Here is a 15038-nt window from a genome sequence, read left to right as displayed (position 1 = left end):
TGGCGGCCGTACGGGTACCCCCGGCGGAGTAGGCGCTCAGCTCAGCCAGCCGGGCCGCACCAGACCGGATTCGTAGGCGAGCACGACCAGCTGCGCCCGGTCGCGGGCGCCGAGTTTGACCATGGTCCGGCTGACGTGGGTCTTGGCGGTGAGCGGGCTGACCACCAGCCGGCGGGCGATCTCCTCGTTGGACAGGCCCAGGCCCACCAGCGTCATCACCTCCCGCTCCCGCTCGGTCAGCCGGTCCAGTCCCGCGGCGCCCTGGGCCGCCGCGGGCGCCTTGGAGCGCGCCGCGAACTCGGCGATCAGACGGCGCGTCACCCCGGGCGAGAGCAGCGCGTCACCGGCGACGACCGCCCGCACGGCCCGCAGGAGTTCCTCCGGCTCGGTGTCCTTGACGAGGAAGCCGGACGCGCCGGAGCGGATCGCCTCGAAGACGTACTCGTCCAGGTCGAAGGTGGTCAGCATGACCACCTTCACCGAGGTCAGGGCCGGGTCGGCGGTGATCGTGCGGGTGGCGGCCAGGCCGTCGAGCACGGGCATCCGGATGTCCATCAGGGCGATGTCGGGGGTGAGAGCGCGCACCAGGCGCACCGCCTCGGCCCCGTCGGCCGCCTCGCCCGTGACCTCGATGTCGGGCTGGGCGTCGAGCAGCGCCCGGAAGCCGGCCCGGACCAGTTGCTGGTCGTCGGCGAGCAGGACGCGGATCATCCGGCCTCCCTCGGTACGGGGTCTGCCGGGGCGGCGGTCAGCGGGAGCCGGGCCAGGACCCGGAACCCGCCGTCGGGGCGCGGCCCGGCTTCCAGGGTGCCGCCCTGGGCGGCGGCCCGCTCGCGCATGCCGATCAGTCCGGTGCCGCTGCCGCCCGCCTCGTCGCCGGTGGCGGGGCCGTCGTCGGCCACGTCGAGTTCCAGCCGGCCCGGCCCGCGGCTGATGCGGACCCGTGCGGTGCGGGAGGCGGAGTGGCGGACCACGTTGGTCAGGGCCTCCTGGACGATGCGGAAGGCGGCGAGGTCGGTGGCCGGGGGCAGGACCCCCGGTTCCCCTTCGACGGTGACGGTGAGTCCGGCCGAGGCCGCCTGGGCGACGAGCTCGGGGAGCCGGCCGAGGCCGGGGGCGGGGGCGCGGGGCGCCTCGCCCGGGGCGCGCAGGGTGTCCAGGACCTGCCGGACCTCGCCCAGTGCCTCCTTGCTCGCAGCCTTGATGGTGGTCAGGGCGGTACGGGCCTGCTCGCGGTCGGAGTCGAGCAGGGCGAGGCCCACGCCCGCCTGGACGTGGATGACGGAGAGGCTGTGGGCCAGGACGTCGTGCAGTTCGCGGGCGATGCGCAGCCGCTCCTCCCCGGCCCGGCGGCGTTCGGCGGCCGCCCGCTCGGCGCGGTCGCGGGCCCACTGCTCGCGGCGCAGGCGGATCAGCTCGCAGGCGGCGAGCACGGCCGCCACCCAGGCGGTGACGCCGGCCTCGGTACCCCAGCCGGCGGGTCCGTCGCCCGGCGGCGGGAGCCACCGGTAGAGCCAGTGCCCGATGAGCAGGTGCCCCGTCCACAGCAGGGCGGCGGCGGTCCAGACCGCGTACCGGTGGCCGGCGAGGACGGCGGCGAGGCAGGCCAGCGCCACGCTGATGAACACCGGGCCGTAGGGGTACCCGCCCGCCAGGTAGGCGACGGTGACGGCGCAGACGCCCCACAGGGCGGGCACCGGGTGGCGGTGGCGCAGGACCAGCAGGGCGGGACCGGTCAGCAGCAGGACCCGGCCGGTGACGCCGAGCGGCTCGCTGCCGGGCTGGAGGCGTGCGGCCCATCCGCTGCCGGCCACGGCGATCACGGCCACCAGCAGCGAGGACCGCCACGGCAGGCCGCCGGATCCGGTCCGCTCCGCCCGGTCCGCCCACCGTGCCGCGCCGCGCCGCCGCCACTTGGCCATGCGGCCACGCTAGACGGGCGGGCCCCTCCCCGTCGTCCGCCGGACGGGGCGACCGGGCGTACTCCCGGGGGAGTACGCCCGGGCCGGCGGCGGGTTCAGTGGGTGGTCAGCGGATGGTCGGGGGCGAGGACCTGGGCGATGCGGGCGGCGATGGTCTGGCCGGGGTTCTGTTCGGTGGCCTTGGGGCCCTGCGTGGTGGTGACGGCGATGGACAGCTTCCGCGCCGGCAAGTAGGCCTGCACGGCCGCGTAACCGCTGAACGACGGGTTCTGGAGGATCCAGTCGTGGACGACGAGGACGCCGAAGCCGAAGTGCTGTGCGGCGGTGTTCTTGAGGCAGACGTCGGCGGGGCAGGTGCCGGTCTTGCCGCCGAGGCCGACCGTGCCGGGGTCGAGCAGCGTCCTGAGGCCCTGCGGGGAGAGGAGTTCACCGCTGCCGATGGCGCGGGCCGAGCGGGCCAGGTCGCAGATGTCGCTGGTGAGCACCGCGCCGGCCGCGGTCGTCCAGGAGGGGTTCCAGTAGGTGGATTCCTCGTAGACACCGCGTTCGGAGGTGAAGGCGTGCAGCGCGGGGGCCGGGATCTCGGGGGTGAACGCGTTGTGCGTCCCCTTCAGTGCGAGCGGGGTCGTGATGCGTTCGGCCAGCAGCCGGTCCAGGGGAGTGCCGGTGATCTTCTCCAGTGCGACGCCGAGTATCTGGAAGTTGGCGTGAGAGTAGCTCCAGCTGGTGCCCGGCTTGTACCAGAGCGGCGGGGCCGTGGCGATGTCGACGACGTCGGAGAAGGACCAGTGGCGGAAGGGGGCCGCTTCGAGTTCGGCGAGGAACTTCTTGTCGGTGACGTAGTCGTGGAGTCCGGAGGTGGAGCTGCCGAGCATGCGCAGGGTGATCTCGGAGGCGTGGGGCAGCGTGGGCAGCCAGCGCGAGACCGGGTCGTCCAGGCTCACCTTGCCTTCGTCCACGAGCTGGAGCAGGACGGTGGCCATGTACTCGATGGCGACGGAACCGGAGCGGAAGTGCATGGCGGGGTCGGCGGGGACGCCCGTCATGGACTCCCCCACGGCGCCCGTGACGACGTCCCGGTCTCCCGAGTCCACCTTGAAGACCACCGAGTTCAGGTGCAGGTCCTGGGACGCCTGCCGGACGACGTCCCTGACCCGGGCCGCCTGACCGCCGTCGGTCTTCGGAGAGGAGACACAGGCCTGCGGGCCGCCCGGGGCAGCCGTGGCGGCCGCGGCGGAGGGGATGCCGGTGGGCAGGATCGCGGCGACGATTCCGGCAACGCTGAGCAACGCCGTTCGGGTACGCCTCACGCTCCTCAGTATCGGCGGAAGGCCTCCGGTGCGCTCCTTCACGCCGCAGGGGCCCGGCGTCCCCGGCCGTTACGGGGCGGCCCGCCGCACCGGGGCGGACCGGCTCAGCAGCGCGTGGAGCAGTACCGCGGCGAGGGTGCCCGCCACGACCCCGCTGCCGAGGACCGTCCGGGCCCAGCCGGGGAACCCCTGGTAGAGGTCGGGGGCGACCACCGGGAGCAGACCGGCCGTCAGGGCCAGTGCCGCGACGGTCGGGTACGAACTCCCTCCCGGGGCCTGGTCGGCGGCGGTCGGCAGCGCCCGTCCCAGCATGGTGACGCCCATGACCGCGATGATCCCGTAGATCACGAGGGCGGATCCCCCGACGACCGCCGCCGGGATCGCCGCGAGCAGCCGCGACAGCGGGGCGATCAGACCCACGATGACCAGCAGCACGCCGGCACCCGCCGTGACGAACCGGCTGCGCACACCCGTCAAACGGCCGATTCCGATGTTCTCCGCGCTGGTGACCAGCAAGGACGTACCGAACAGGGCGCCGAACACGGAGATCAGCGCATCTGCCCTGGCGACGCGCGGCACGTCGCGGCCGGGGTCGCTGTCCCGGCCCACCGTCTCGCTGTTGAGGACGGTCTGACCGGTGACTTCGGCGAGGGTGGTGAGGCCGAACACGAGCAGCGGCAGTGCGGCGAGCACGTCGAAGTGCGGCGCTCCGTACGGGAGCAGGTGCGGCAGTGCCGGCGCGCCGAGGCTCCCGTCGCCTGCCGGGGTGAAGTCACCCAGCCCGGTGGTGAACGCGATCAGGGCGCCCGCGCCCATGCCGAGCAGTACCGCCGTCTGCCGCCAGACCCCGCGCAGGACCAGGAGCAGCAGCACGGTGCTGCCGATGGTGGCGGCGGCCAGGACCACCGCCGGGGGAGCGGCGTACCCGGGCGTGCCGCGCGTGCCGGTGATCAGCTGGGCGGCGACCCGGATCATCGCGATGCCGATCAGCAGCACCGTGGTGCCCATGACCAGCGGGGGGAAGAGCCGCACGATCCTCGCGTAGAACGGGAGCACGGCGAAGAGCAGGGCCGCGGCGAGGAGCACGGACCCGGTGGCGGTCGCCGGGCCGTGGTCCTTGGCGATCTGGAGGAAGAGGGCGGTCGCCGCCCCGCCGGGCAGCATGACGAACGGCAGGCGGGCCCCGATCCGCCACAGCCCGAGGGACTGGAGCAGCGCGCCCGCCCCGCACAGCAACAGGGTGGCGCTGAGCAGGGACGCGGTGCGGGCGGCGTCGAGTCCGAGGGCCTGGCCCGTCAGGAAGGTGGTGGAGACGGGCGCTGCGATCATCGCCAGGACGTGCTGCGCGGACAGCGGTACCAGCCGGCGCAGCGGCACCCGCTCGTCGACCGGTCGCACCGGCTGCGGCGAGCGGGGAGCGAGGGCGGGCGGGGCGCTCACGACGTGCTCCGCGCGTTCAGCCACGGCAGTTCCCCGGCGGAGTAACGGTAGGCGCGGAACACGGCGTTGGGCTCGGAGGGGAAGAGCCCGCGCACCTCGGACTCACGGTAGCCGCCGAAGTAGGGGACCACGTACTCCCAGCACAGGTAGCCCTCGGGGGTCACCTCGAAGAGCCTGCCGGAGGGTGAGTCCGTGACGAGCGTGTTGCCGCCGGCGAGGCGCTGCGCGCTGCCCATGAAGGGCGCGAAGAACGACTCGCGGGCCGGGTCGTGGTACTCCCAGACGACCTTGCCCGACGGCCGCTCGATCTCGATGACGCGTGAGTACGGCACGTCCGAGTGGGGCCGGAAGACGCCGTTGTCGAAGACGAGCACGTTGCCGTCCGCGAGTTCGGTCGGCGCGTGCTGCTGGGAGACGACGCCGGGCTCGGTGCGCCAGACGACCTCGCCGGTCTCCCGGCTGATGACGACGACGGCGGAGACGCTGCGCAGGCTGGCCAGGATGGTGCCGTCGGCGAGCGGTACCACGCTGTTGATGAGGGGCCAGTGCTCGCGCGAGTAGGCGGGGTGGAGCGCGTACTCCTCGCGGTCCAGGTGTTCGGCGGCGCTCCACGCCCAGGTCACGGTCCCGTCCGCGTCGACCTCGCGGATGGTGTCGGCCCACACGGTGGCGTCCGTCTCGGAGCCGGGTACGCCGCCCCGCACACCGGCGGCGTCGGCGCCGCGCAGCGGTTCGAGCGCGGTGTACAGGAGGCGGCCGTCGCCGAGGTGGTGCGCGTCGTGGTGCTGGAGCGGGTCGCGGTACTCGCGCAGGACCGTGCCGTCGGGCGCGGCTTCGAGCATGACGCCGCCCCGGTACTTGTGCCACATGGGGAAGAGGGCCGGTTCGCCGGGGAGTACGCCGCTGTAGGCGAGGTTCCCGTTGGCGAGGATGCGGGCGTGGCGGCCGGGGCGGTAGGGGAACTTCCACTGGTGGACGACCGTGCCGTGCGGGTCGATGAGGTACACCTCGCCGTCGCCGGTGAGGGGGGCGAAAAGGGTGTAGCCGCCTTCGCTGACGTCGGGGTCGAACGCGATCAGGCCGGTGCCCCGGCGGCGGCGGGCGTTCTGGTCGACTGCGGACATTCCGGTCCTCCTGTGAAACTTTCTTTGATGACAGCAACTGGGTTAGAAGGTAACGGCGGAGTGTTGCGGCACTGTGACGGCCGTGCGAAGCCCCTCGCGGGCTGCGAGAAGATGATCCGCAGAGCGGACCTGAACCGAGGAGTCACGTGAGAGACGAAGCGCCAGAGGCGACCGCACCACGGATCGGCGCGGGCATCCGCCGCCGGCGCAGGAGCCTCGACCTCACCCTGGCGGAGGTGGCCGCCTCGACCGGCCTCTCCTCCCCGTTCCTCAGCCAGGTCGAGAACGACCGGGCCCGCCCCAGCATGCGCTCGCTCCAGCTGATCGCGGACGCCCTGGAGACGACCGCCGTCCAGCTGATGGCCGCCGCCGAAACCCCGCGCCGCGTGAACGTCGTGCGCGCCGACGCCGATCCCGGTCTGGATCCGGCGGCCCGGGTCCGTCCGCTGGTGCGCGGCCACCACCAGATGCACGCCCTGGAGTTCACCGGGGACCACGACGCGGACCGGGCGTTCGAGCACCGCAACGACGAGCTGATGTACGTCGCCGACGGCTCGGTGGAAGTCGAGGCGGACGGCCGCACGCACCGCCTGGGCCGCGGCGACACGCTCTACCTCTCGGGCGGGGTGCGCCACCGCTGGCGCGCCCTGGAACAGGGCACGCGCGTACTGCTCGTCGCCGTGGCCGACCACATCGAGGCCGCCCCGGACCCCCGCGCCTGACCTCGCCGGACTCCCCCGGAGCGGCACCCGCCGCCACGGCCCCCGTACCCGGTCTCCGGTTACTCGCGAGGAAAGCCCGGATGTGGCTATGGTGAGCGCCCTCGGTCCAAGACTCCTTCGGATCGCAAGGAGAAGCGCGCCTTTGCGCGCCGATCGAAGGGCAACCTGCCAATCCAGGGCCCATGTTCCAGTGCGGAGCGACGTGGTGTCGGCAACACCGCCCGGCGTCGGCTCGGTACGAGCCGACCTGCCCTCGCCCCGTCATCCCCGGTGCTGGAGGGCGGCGGTCTTCTCATTCACCTACCTCGCGAAGGCAAGGCAGAGATGGCACGAGTCACCCGACAGTCCACCCGGCACCAGCAGACGCATCCCGTAGACGAATTGCTGCCGATCCCCCAACTCGCCCTGTACGGCTTCCAGCACGTCCTCGCCTTCTACGCGGCGGCCGTCATCGTTCCCGTCCTCCTCGGCAGCGCCCTCGGGCTCACCCGCCCCGAACTCGTCCACCTCATCAACGCGGACCTGCTGACCTGCGGGATCGCCTCGATCATCCAAGCGCTCGGCGTGTGGAAGATAGGCGCCCGGCTGCCATTGGTCCAGGGTGTCACCTTCACCGCCGTCTCCCCCATGATCGCCATCGGCCTCGGTGCGGGCGGCGGCACCGCCGGACTGCTCGTCGTGTACGGCGCGGTGATCACCGCGGGCATCGCGACCTTCCTGTTCGCGCCCGTCTTCAGCAAGCTGGTCCCGTACTTCCCGCCGGTCGTCATCGGTACGATCCTCACCATCATCGGGATCACCCTCATCCCGGTGGCCCTCCAGGACGCGGCGGGCGGTGCGCGCCTGATCGGCACCCCCGCGTACGGCGAGCCGAAGAACCTCGCGTACGCCCTGGGCACCCTGCTCTTCATCCTGGCCGTGGCCCGGGTGGGCAAGCCGTTCCTGAGCAGCGTCGCCGTACTGCTCGGCCTGGTCGGCGGCACCACCTTCGCCTGGGTGCTGGGGGACGCCGACTTCTCGGCGGTGGGCGACACCGACTGGTTCGGGGTCACCACCCCGTTCCACTACGGCATGCCGCGCTTCGAACCGCTGCCGATGATCGCCATGCTCGTCGTCATGCTGATCACGATGGTGGAGACCACCGGCGACGTGTACGCCATCGGCGAGATCACCCGCAAGCGGGTCGACACGGACACGGTCGCCAGGGCGCTGCGGGCCGACGGCGTCGCGACGCTGCTCGGCGGGATCCTCAACTCGTTCCCGTACGTGGCCTTCGCCGAGAACATCGGCCTGGTGCGCATGTCCAAGGTGATGAGCCGGTACGTGGTCGTCGCGGCCGGGGTGTTCATGGTCCTGCTGGGGCTGCTGCCCAAGGCGGGCAGCCTGGTCGCCTCGATTCCGAACCCGGTGCTCGGCGGGGCCGCGCTGTCCATGTTCGGCATGGTGGCGGCGGTCGGCATCCAGATCCTGGGGAAGGTCGACCTGCGCGAGGAGCGCAACGCCCTGATCCTGGCGGTCAGTCTGGGCGCGGCGCTGCTGCCGACCACCGTGGCGCCGTTCTTCGAGCGCATGCCGGACGACGTCCGGGCCGTACTGGACAGCGGCATCACGCTGGGCGCGCTGACGGCGATCTCCCTGAACCTGCTCTTCAACGTCTTCACCAGCCGCTCCACGATGGAGATCGACTGGGACGACATGGAGGACGACGTCCCGCTCCAGCCGCGTTACGCGCAGGGCGCCGGCTAGGTCCTGTCGCCCCGGTCCGCGTCGGGTCCCGATGAGACGCCGGCGAGGGTCGTCTCCCGGCCGTCGGCCGCCCACCTGATCAGCCGCTCGTGGCCGGCCCGGTGGGCGCGCCGCGGCAGCGGCTCAGGCGGCGGCCGGGCGGTGCGGCTCGCGCCACATGCCCCACAGCACCGGGCCGCCGCCCGGTAGCCGCACCTCCTTGCGCACGGCGAAGCCGAAGTGCTCGTAGAAGGGCAGGTTCTCCGGCTTGGAGGACTCCAGGTAGGCCGGCATGCCCGCCGCGTCGGCCTTGGTCAGGCCCGAGCGCAGCAGGGCCGCGCCGTGGCCCCGGCCCTGGGCGGCCGGGTCGGCGCCGATCAGCGCCAGATACCAGTGCGGCTCCTCGGGGGTGTGCCGGGCGGCCTCGCCGACGGCGTCCCCGAACAGCGGGGCGCGGTCGCCGAGGATGCCCATCAGCTGCCGGATGGTCTCCGCGTCGGGCACGGCTTTGGCCTGCGCCTCCGGCGGTACCCAGAACGCGGCGGAGGCCTCGGTGCGCTCGCAGACGCCGTGGAGGGCGTACTGGCGGGTGAAGAGGGTGCCGAAGTAACGGGTGAGCGTCGCCTCGCGCGAGGCGGCGTCAGGGAAGAACCAGCGCATCATCGGATCGTCGTCGAAGGCGCGGGCCAGGGTGCCGCTGATGAGCGGTGCGTCGTCGAGCGATGCCGTTTTCGGGGTATTTGCTATCGACATACGGGTCATTCTGCATGCCGGGTTCCGGGGGTGAGAGGGCGGGGGCGCGGTCGGCGGGCCGCGCGAAGCGCGCCGCGGACGAGGGGAGTTGGCAGGCGACTCCGAGGCGTGTGCCTCTTTGAGGGGTGATCAGGCCGGTCACGCTACCCGCTGGCCGGGCCGGGGGCCCGCGGGTCCGTCCCGGTCATCGGGAGTTCCGCGGCTCAGCGGCCGCCGAGCGGGTACGGCGACTCCTCGCCCGCCTCGCCGAGCAACTCCCAGAAGTGGTCGACGAGCCGGCGCAGGTACGCGGACCGCTCGGCGGCGATCTCCTTGAGCCGGACGTCGTCGTTGAGGGCCACGAGGTGGCCCATGTACCGCTCGGCGAAGTCCGCGAACTCGGCGTGCATCGTGCGCAGGGCGTCCCCCACGCTCGTCGTGTCGACCACGACGATTTCGGCCACCGGCCCCACGCAGGCCTTCCACCGGCCCTCGATGGCCGTGCGCAGGAGGCCGACCAGTTCGTCGTCGCGGCCCGTGAGTCCGGTCAGCGCCCGCAGTGACAGGCCCAGCGCTTCCACCAGCGCCCGGGTCTGCCAGGTGTCCCCGTGCCAGGTACCTCCGGCTTCCGCCGCGCGGTACTCGTGCGCGTCCATGCCTATGCGGTAGGCCAGCCGTTCGACCGTCAGCTGGCGGGCGAGGCGGAACTCGGCGAGGGTGCGCGGCGTGACGCCCATCAGCGTCGTGGTGTCGCACCACAGGGCGTTGGCGAGCGCGAAGAGCTGCTGGTCGGTCGGCGCGTAGGAGCCGACCTCCCAGGCGGCGACCAGTTCGGGGTGGACGGGGGTGCCGCAGGCCGCCATCGACTGCGCCACCTGCGCGGGCGTCAGGCCCACGCGTTCGCGTGCGGAGCGGGCCTCGGCGGGGGAGAACGGAGTGCTGTACACGTACAAGACACCTCGCAACGCCTCGAAGCGCGGAGCGTCCGAGGGGAGAAACGGATGGGTGGATGAACATCCAGGAGCGGGCACACTAACATGCGTTTCCGTCGGTGTATCCGCCAAAGCCCCTTGGAAATGAAGGTGTGATCGGTGCTCCGGTCGATTCAGGCGCCGATGGTCTCCCGTACGCCGCCCAGCGCCTCTTCGAGGGTCGGTGCGATCAGCTCGTGGCCGGTGAACCCGTCGTCCGTACCGGGGTCGACGGTCCATCCCCACCCGGCGGAGTCGTCGCCGTCGATGGTGGCGGTGTGCTCGCCGCTGGTCACCGTGATGGCCAGGTTCCCGGCCGGGAGGGTGGTCACATCGGCGTGCGCCTCCTCGCCCAGGATCCGGCGGACGGCGTCACGGGCGGTCTCTGCGGTGGTCATGTGCGGGCCCTCCTCACGGCCGGCGGGTACCGGTACACCTCCAGTACACCCCGCGCCGACCGGCGCCGCGTGCGCGCGCAGGGGCGGCCACGGCGTGGTGCCGTGGCCGCCCTGCGCCTCAGCCGCGGGGCGAGGGCCGGCCCGAGCCGCGGGTCAGGCGGTACCCGGCGATGCCGGCGAGGCCGCCGAGCAGTCCCCCGGCCGCGGTCCAGATCCACCGGTCGGACCACCGGCCGCCGGACCAGCCGTCCTCCGGCTCCGTGCCGGACGCGGTCTGCCGCGCCGCGGTGATGCCGGGGACCAGCGGAGCGGCCAGGGCGCCGTCCACGGCGTAGGCGCCGCCCAGGTCCTTCGCGTCCGCCCGCACCTGCGCCCGTACGGGCTGGCCGAGGTCCTCCTGGGCCAGGTCGGTGACCGTCAGGCGCAGGTAGTAGGTGCCGGGCAGCGGATCGTCGGACCACGTGTCGGCGCCGGTGCGGACCGGGCGCAGCGTGCAGGACAGTTCCAGCGTGGCGCTCTCCTTGGGCGCCGGCGCGGCCTGGACCCCGTACATGCAGGGCTGGCGGCGGCGCAGTCCGTCGTAGACGTCGATCCGCCAGGTGGAGGTGGCGTGCCGGGAGGCGGACGGCGGCAGCGCCACCTTGGCCCGCACCGTGCTGCGCTGCCCCGCGTCCAGCGGGAAGGACCAGTACAGGTAGTCACCGGTGGAGGCGTCGGCGGTCGCCTCCTGGCCGAGCTTGACCGGTGTGGCGGTACGGAACGCGGTGCCCGCCTCGGTCGGTCCCGCGGCGGAACCGCTGGGCTTGGGCGAGGGGCTGTCGGCCAGGGCGGTGCCCGCCGGAGCGAGCAGGGCGGCGCCGGTCAGCAGGGCGGCGGCCAGTAGGCGTGCGGCAGGCATCAGTTGGTCCTCCAGACCGAGATACGCCAGCGGGAGATCCAGCCCCAGACCAGACCGGCGACGAGGCCGGCGAGGACCAGCACGCCGAGCAGCCACCAGCCCCGGCCGAGACCGAAGGCGGCCGCGTCGGACGCGTGGTCCGGGCCGTCGACCAGGTCGATCGTGAGCTCCACCGGCATGCCCGGGGTGGTCTTCACCGACGCGGGCGCCGAGAAGGAGTTGCTCACCTGGAGGCAGACGGTCTCGGGCGCCGTCTCGGCGTTGCCGTCCGCGTCGTCGCGGACGGCCTTCGGGTAGCGCAGGCCCGTGGAGATCAGGTCGGTGCGTCCGTCGCCCGCCTCGGAGCCGCGGACGATCTCCCGCCCGTGCACGGTCGACGCACGCAGCATCACGCCGTAGTCGTTGTTGACGGCGCGGTCCGCGGCGAGGCTGACCGAGGCGCGCAGTTCCTGGCCGGGTTTGACGTCGACCTTGTACCAGCGGTGTTCGCCGAACGTCTCGCGGTCGCTGTAGAGGCCCGCGCCCAGCTTCGGCGCGCTCTGGCACTCCTTGGCACCCTGGGCCGCGACCGGGGTGACGACCGGAGCGGCCGCCCGGTCCACGAGTTGCCGTACGCGGCCGGAGAGTTCGTCCTTGTGCTGTACGGACGTGTAGGTGCCGCCGGTCGCCTCGGCGATGCAGACGAGCTGGTCGCGCGTCTTGGCGTCCGGGACGAGGCCGAGCGTGTCGATGGTCAGGTGGATGCCCTGGGCGGCGATGTCCCGGGCCACTTCGCACGGGTCGAGCGGGGCGCAGGTGTCCTCGCCGTCGGTGATGAGCACGATCCGCCGGGTGGCGTCACCGCCCTTGAGGTCGTCGGCTGCTCCGAGCAGGGCCGGCCCGATGGGCGTCCAGCCGGTGGGGGCGAGGGTGGCCACCGCCGTCTTCGCCTCGGTCCGGTTGAGGGGGCCGACGGGGTAGAGCGCCTTGGTGTCCTTGCAGCCGACGTTGCGGTCGTCGCCCGGGTAGGTGGCGCCCAGCGTCCTTATGCCGAGCCGCACTTCGTCGGGCACGGCGTCGAGCACCTCGTTGAACGCCTGCTTCGCCGCGGACATCCGGGACTGGCCGTCGATGTCGGTGGCCCGCATGGAACCGCTGACGTCCAGGACCAGTTCCACCTTGGGGGGTTCCTTGGATACGGGTTCACCGGCGGAGGCGGTCGCCGGGAGGAGCCCGACGGCCAGTGTGGCCAGCAGGCCACAGGCCCCGGCCGCCACCCATTTTCTTGTGATCATCGCCGGATCGTATTGAGGATGGTCCGCCAAACCAAAACGCCCGGGCGGCCAGTCCTACGGGGTGTTGGCCGGGAAGACCTCGGCGATGGCGTCATCGAACAGGGCGATCACGTCGGGCGCACCCAGACCCTCTTCGCGCGCTTCCCGCATCCAGGCGGTGAGGCCGCCGCGCAGCTGTGACGCGGGCTGCGCGCCGGTCGGCCGGGGGACGTGCGTGACGAAGGTGCCGGCGCCCTGGCGGACTTCGACGAGACCGGCGCGTTCCAGTTCGCGGTAGGCCTTGAGGGTGGTGTTGGGGTTGACCTTGGTGGCCGCGGCGACCTGTGCGGCGGTGGGTAGCTTGTCCCCCTCGGTCAACGCGCCCATACGCAGGGCCAGTTCCACCTGCCGGACGATCTGCAGGTAGGCGGGCAGCCCGCCGCGCCGTTCGATGTGGAATACGACCATGGTGCCCGCCTCCTTCGTTGCCGTGCGGTGGTCCGTAGCCTATGGCGTGAGCGGGGCGCGGCGCAGACGCCAGAGGAACAGGGCGATGAGGACGGCGCTCGCCGCCACCAGCACCGCGGCGGCCGTCCACTCCATGCCGCTCCGCTGGTCGTCGCCGAAGTAGGCCCAGACCGAGTTGACGATGCCGAGGCTCGCCCGGCATGCCTCGGGGGACGCGTCGTGGACGCAGGTGCCCCATCCGTAGAGCTTCCCGGAAGCGGTGCCCACCCACTGGTCGACCTGCACCACGTGGTCGAGTGCGGCCGGCAGATCGCTGCCGAGCGGGTAGGAGAACCGGCGGGGCGTCGCCAGATCGTCCTTGAACATGTCACCGGCGACCATGGTCGCCCACGAGGCGAGAAGGGTCAGGACGATCGCGCTCACCACCCGGCGGGTCAGCGCCCCGATGACGAGGCCGAGCGAGGTGGTGAAGAGGGCGGTCGCGACCAGGACCGGGGCGGACGCGTCGAAAACGGCGTCGTGCAACCAGTTGGTACCGGCGAAGGGGCCTACGGAATCGCGCCACCAGCCGAAGAGCAGGCTCAGCGGCAGGCTGGTGGCGGTGGCGAGGGTCAGGGCGAAGCCGACTTTCGCCAGGAGCCACCGGTTGCGGGGCACGGACTGGGTGGTGACCAGGCGCGCGGTGCCGTGCTCCAGGTCGGAGGCGATGAGCGAGGCCCCCAGGCACACCCCCAGCAGGGCGGGCAGGGAGGCCAGGGTGCTCGCCGCGGAGTTGAAGCGGTTGGTGACCTGGTTCGGAAGATCGCCGCCGAGGGCGTCGGCGGATGTGGCGGGCCAGCCGGCGCCGTGCAGCGTGTCAAGCATCGCGCCGCGCTGGTAGAGGATCCAGGCGGCGCCGACGACGCTCACGGCGAGGCAGGAGAGGAGGGCGATCCGGTGCTGGCGCACCATCAGCCAGAGCAGTCCGCGGGGCCCGCGGCGCCGGACGTCCCGGCTGCCCAGGCCGTCCCGGGCGGCCTCGGTGTGGGTGGGCGTGGTCATGCCGCGTGGTCCTCTCGATGTGCGGGCGCCGCCGTCGGGGCGATCAGTGCGGGGGCCCCGGGTGAGCGCAGGTAGCCGAGGAGCACGTCCTCCATACCGGGTTCGGTGCGCTGCCATTCCTCGTCCAGCGGCCCTTGGCGCAGCACGAGGGCGGTGAACTGCCTCCCCGCGGTACGGGTTTCGATGACCGTGTGGGAGGCGAGGGCGTCGGGCAGCACCCCCTCGGCGGTGGTCACGCCGGTGACGAGCGTGTGCATGGGCACGAGTTCGTCGGTTTCACCGGCCATGCGGACGCGTCCGGCGTCGAGGACGAGCAGGAAGTCGCACATCTGCTCCAGCTCGCCGAGGAGGTGCGAGGACATCAGAACGGTCGTGCCGTGTTCGGCAGCCTCGGACATCAGCAGCGCGCCCATCTCGTCCCGGGCGACGGGGTCCAGGTCGGCCATCGGCTCGTCGAGCAGGAGCAGTTCGGGGCGTTTGCCGAAGGCGAGCGCGAAGGCGACGCGCGTGCGCTGGCCTCCCGACAGCTCGCCGACGCGGGCGTCGGGGCGGACCTTCCCCGCCCGCACGATCCGTTCGGCGACCGCCCGGTCCCAGCCGGGGTTGAGTTCCTCCCCCATGCGCAGCGTCTGCGCGACCGTGAATCGTTTGAACAGCGGCTTGTCCTGGGCCAGGTAGGCCCAGCGGGGCATCGCGGCGGTCTCGCCGGCCGGAGCCCCGAAGATCCGCAGTTCACCGGCCGAAGGCTGGGTGAGGCGGGTCGCCAGGCTCAGCAGCGTGCTCTTGCCCGCCCCGTTGGGGCCGACGAGGGCGCAGATGCGACCGGCGGGGATCCGGAACGAGCAGTCACGCAGCGCCCACCCCCGGCGGTACTTCTTTCCCAGCCCGTGCGCTTCGAGCGCCCACCGGGTGCCGGCGGGACCGGGAACGGTCATCTCCCCCACACCTCGTCCCCCTCCATGATTCCATTAAATGATTAATGGAATCATGGAGGGGGAGGACGGGCCTGTCAAACGGCCGCCGCGCAGCGGGCC

At 72.6% G+C, this 15038-nt stretch carries 15 protein-coding genes; 2 read left to right on the top strand and 13 right to left on the bottom strand.

Features of this window, described 5'->3' with window-relative positions; all coding sequences use genetic code 11:
* Positions 1-36 precede the first annotated feature (36 nt).
* The 5 genes from ACIA6C_RS17845 to ACIA6C_RS17825 form a co-directional block, all read right to left on the bottom strand.
* Positions 37-711 carry a response regulator gene (locus ACIA6C_RS17845; RefSeq protein ID WP_399276842.1) on the bottom strand — a complete coding sequence of 225 codons (675 nt, stop codon included), beginning with the start codon at positions 709-711 and terminating at the stop codon, positions 37-39.
* Positions 708-1922: a sensor histidine kinase gene (locus tag ACIA6C_RS17840; RefSeq protein WP_399276840.1), complete on the bottom strand. Its 1215-nt coding sequence runs from the start codon at positions 1920-1922 to the stop codon at positions 708-710. The genes ACIA6C_RS17845 and ACIA6C_RS17840 overlap by 4 nt, the downstream gene beginning before the upstream one ends.
* Before the next feature lie 95 nt (positions 1923-2017).
* On the bottom strand, positions 2018-3232 hold the full coding sequence (locus tag ACIA6C_RS17835; protein ID WP_399276838.1) for a serine hydrolase domain-containing protein: 1215 nt from the start codon (positions 3230-3232) through the stop codon (positions 2018-2020).
* Positions 3233-3301: 69 nt separating this feature from the next.
* On the bottom strand, positions 3302-4696 hold the full coding sequence (locus ACIA6C_RS17830; RefSeq protein WP_399276836.1) for a uracil-xanthine permease family protein: 1395 nt from the start codon (positions 4694-4696) through the stop codon (positions 3302-3304).
* Positions 4669-5796: an aryl-sulfate sulfotransferase gene (locus tag ACIA6C_RS17825; RefSeq protein ID WP_399276834.1), complete on the bottom strand. Its 1128-nt coding sequence runs from the start codon at positions 5794-5796 to the stop codon at positions 4669-4671. Before ACIA6C_RS17825 ends, ACIA6C_RS17830 begins: the two co-directional genes overlap by 28 nt.
* Positions 5797-5942: 146 nt before the next feature.
* Here ACIA6C_RS17825 and ACIA6C_RS17820 point away from each other — a divergent pair, with 146 nt between their 5' ends.
* Both ACIA6C_RS17820 and ACIA6C_RS17815 read left to right on the top strand, forming a co-directional pair.
* Entirely contained in the window at positions 5943-6518 is a 576-nt protein-coding gene (locus ACIA6C_RS17820; protein WP_399276832.1) for a helix-turn-helix domain-containing protein, read from the top strand.
* A 324-nt stretch (positions 6519-6842) separates the two neighbouring features.
* Positions 6843-8264: a nucleobase:cation symporter-2 family protein gene (locus ACIA6C_RS17815; RefSeq protein WP_399276830.1), complete on the top strand. Its 1422-nt coding sequence runs from the start codon at positions 6843-6845 to the stop codon at positions 8262-8264.
* 123 nt (positions 8265-8387) lie between these two features.
* Here ACIA6C_RS17815 and ACIA6C_RS17810 read toward each other — a convergent pair whose 3' ends face one another.
* The 8 genes from ACIA6C_RS17810 to ACIA6C_RS17775 form a co-directional block, all read right to left on the bottom strand.
* Entirely contained in the window at positions 8388-8996 is a 609-nt protein-coding gene (locus tag ACIA6C_RS17810; RefSeq protein ID WP_399276828.1) for a GNAT family N-acetyltransferase, read from the bottom strand.
* Between the two features lie 203 nt (positions 8997-9199).
* Positions 9200-9922: a helix-turn-helix domain-containing protein gene (locus tag ACIA6C_RS17805; RefSeq protein WP_399276826.1), complete on the bottom strand. Its 723-nt coding sequence runs from the start codon at positions 9920-9922 to the stop codon at positions 9200-9202.
* A 158-nt stretch (positions 9923-10080) separates the two neighbouring features.
* Positions 10081-10344 carry a hypothetical protein gene (locus ACIA6C_RS17800; protein ID WP_361126451.1) on the bottom strand — a complete coding sequence of 88 codons (264 nt, stop codon included), beginning with the start codon at positions 10342-10344 and terminating at the stop codon, positions 10081-10083.
* A gap of 118 nt (positions 10345-10462) precedes the next feature.
* Complete coding sequence (locus ACIA6C_RS17795; RefSeq protein ID WP_399276824.1) at positions 10463-11242, bottom strand: hypothetical protein; 780 nt, start codon at positions 11240-11242, stop codon at positions 10463-10465.
* Entirely contained in the window at positions 11242-12516 is a 1275-nt protein-coding gene (locus tag ACIA6C_RS17790; protein ID WP_399276822.1) for a VWA domain-containing protein, read from the bottom strand. Before ACIA6C_RS17790 ends, ACIA6C_RS17795 begins: the two co-directional genes overlap by 1 nt.
* A gap of 54 nt (positions 12517-12570) precedes the next feature.
* On the bottom strand, positions 12571-12963 hold the full coding sequence (locus tag ACIA6C_RS17785; RefSeq protein ID WP_399276820.1) for a GntR family transcriptional regulator: 393 nt from the start codon (positions 12961-12963) through the stop codon (positions 12571-12573).
* A gap of 39 nt (positions 12964-13002) precedes the next feature.
* Positions 13003-14004 carry an ABC transporter permease gene (locus tag ACIA6C_RS17780; protein ID WP_399276818.1) on the bottom strand — a complete coding sequence of 334 codons (1002 nt, stop codon included), beginning with the start codon at positions 14002-14004 and terminating at the stop codon, positions 13003-13005.
* The gene (locus tag ACIA6C_RS17775; RefSeq protein WP_399276816.1) at positions 14001-14939 is read right to left on the bottom strand and encodes an ABC transporter ATP-binding protein; all 939 of its coding nucleotides are present in this window, start codon (positions 14937-14939) and stop codon (positions 14001-14003) included. The genes ACIA6C_RS17780 and ACIA6C_RS17775 overlap by 4 nt, the downstream gene beginning before the upstream one ends.
* Positions 14940-15038 lie beyond the last annotated feature (99 nt).

It is taken from the genome of Streptomyces sp. NPDC051578 (genome assembly GCF_044454045.1).
Classification (GTDB): domain Bacteria; phylum Actinomycetota; class Actinomycetes; order Streptomycetales; family Streptomycetaceae; genus Streptomyces.
Note: the sequence above shows the minus strand (reverse complement) of the source record. Positions and strands in the feature narration are given on the sequence as shown.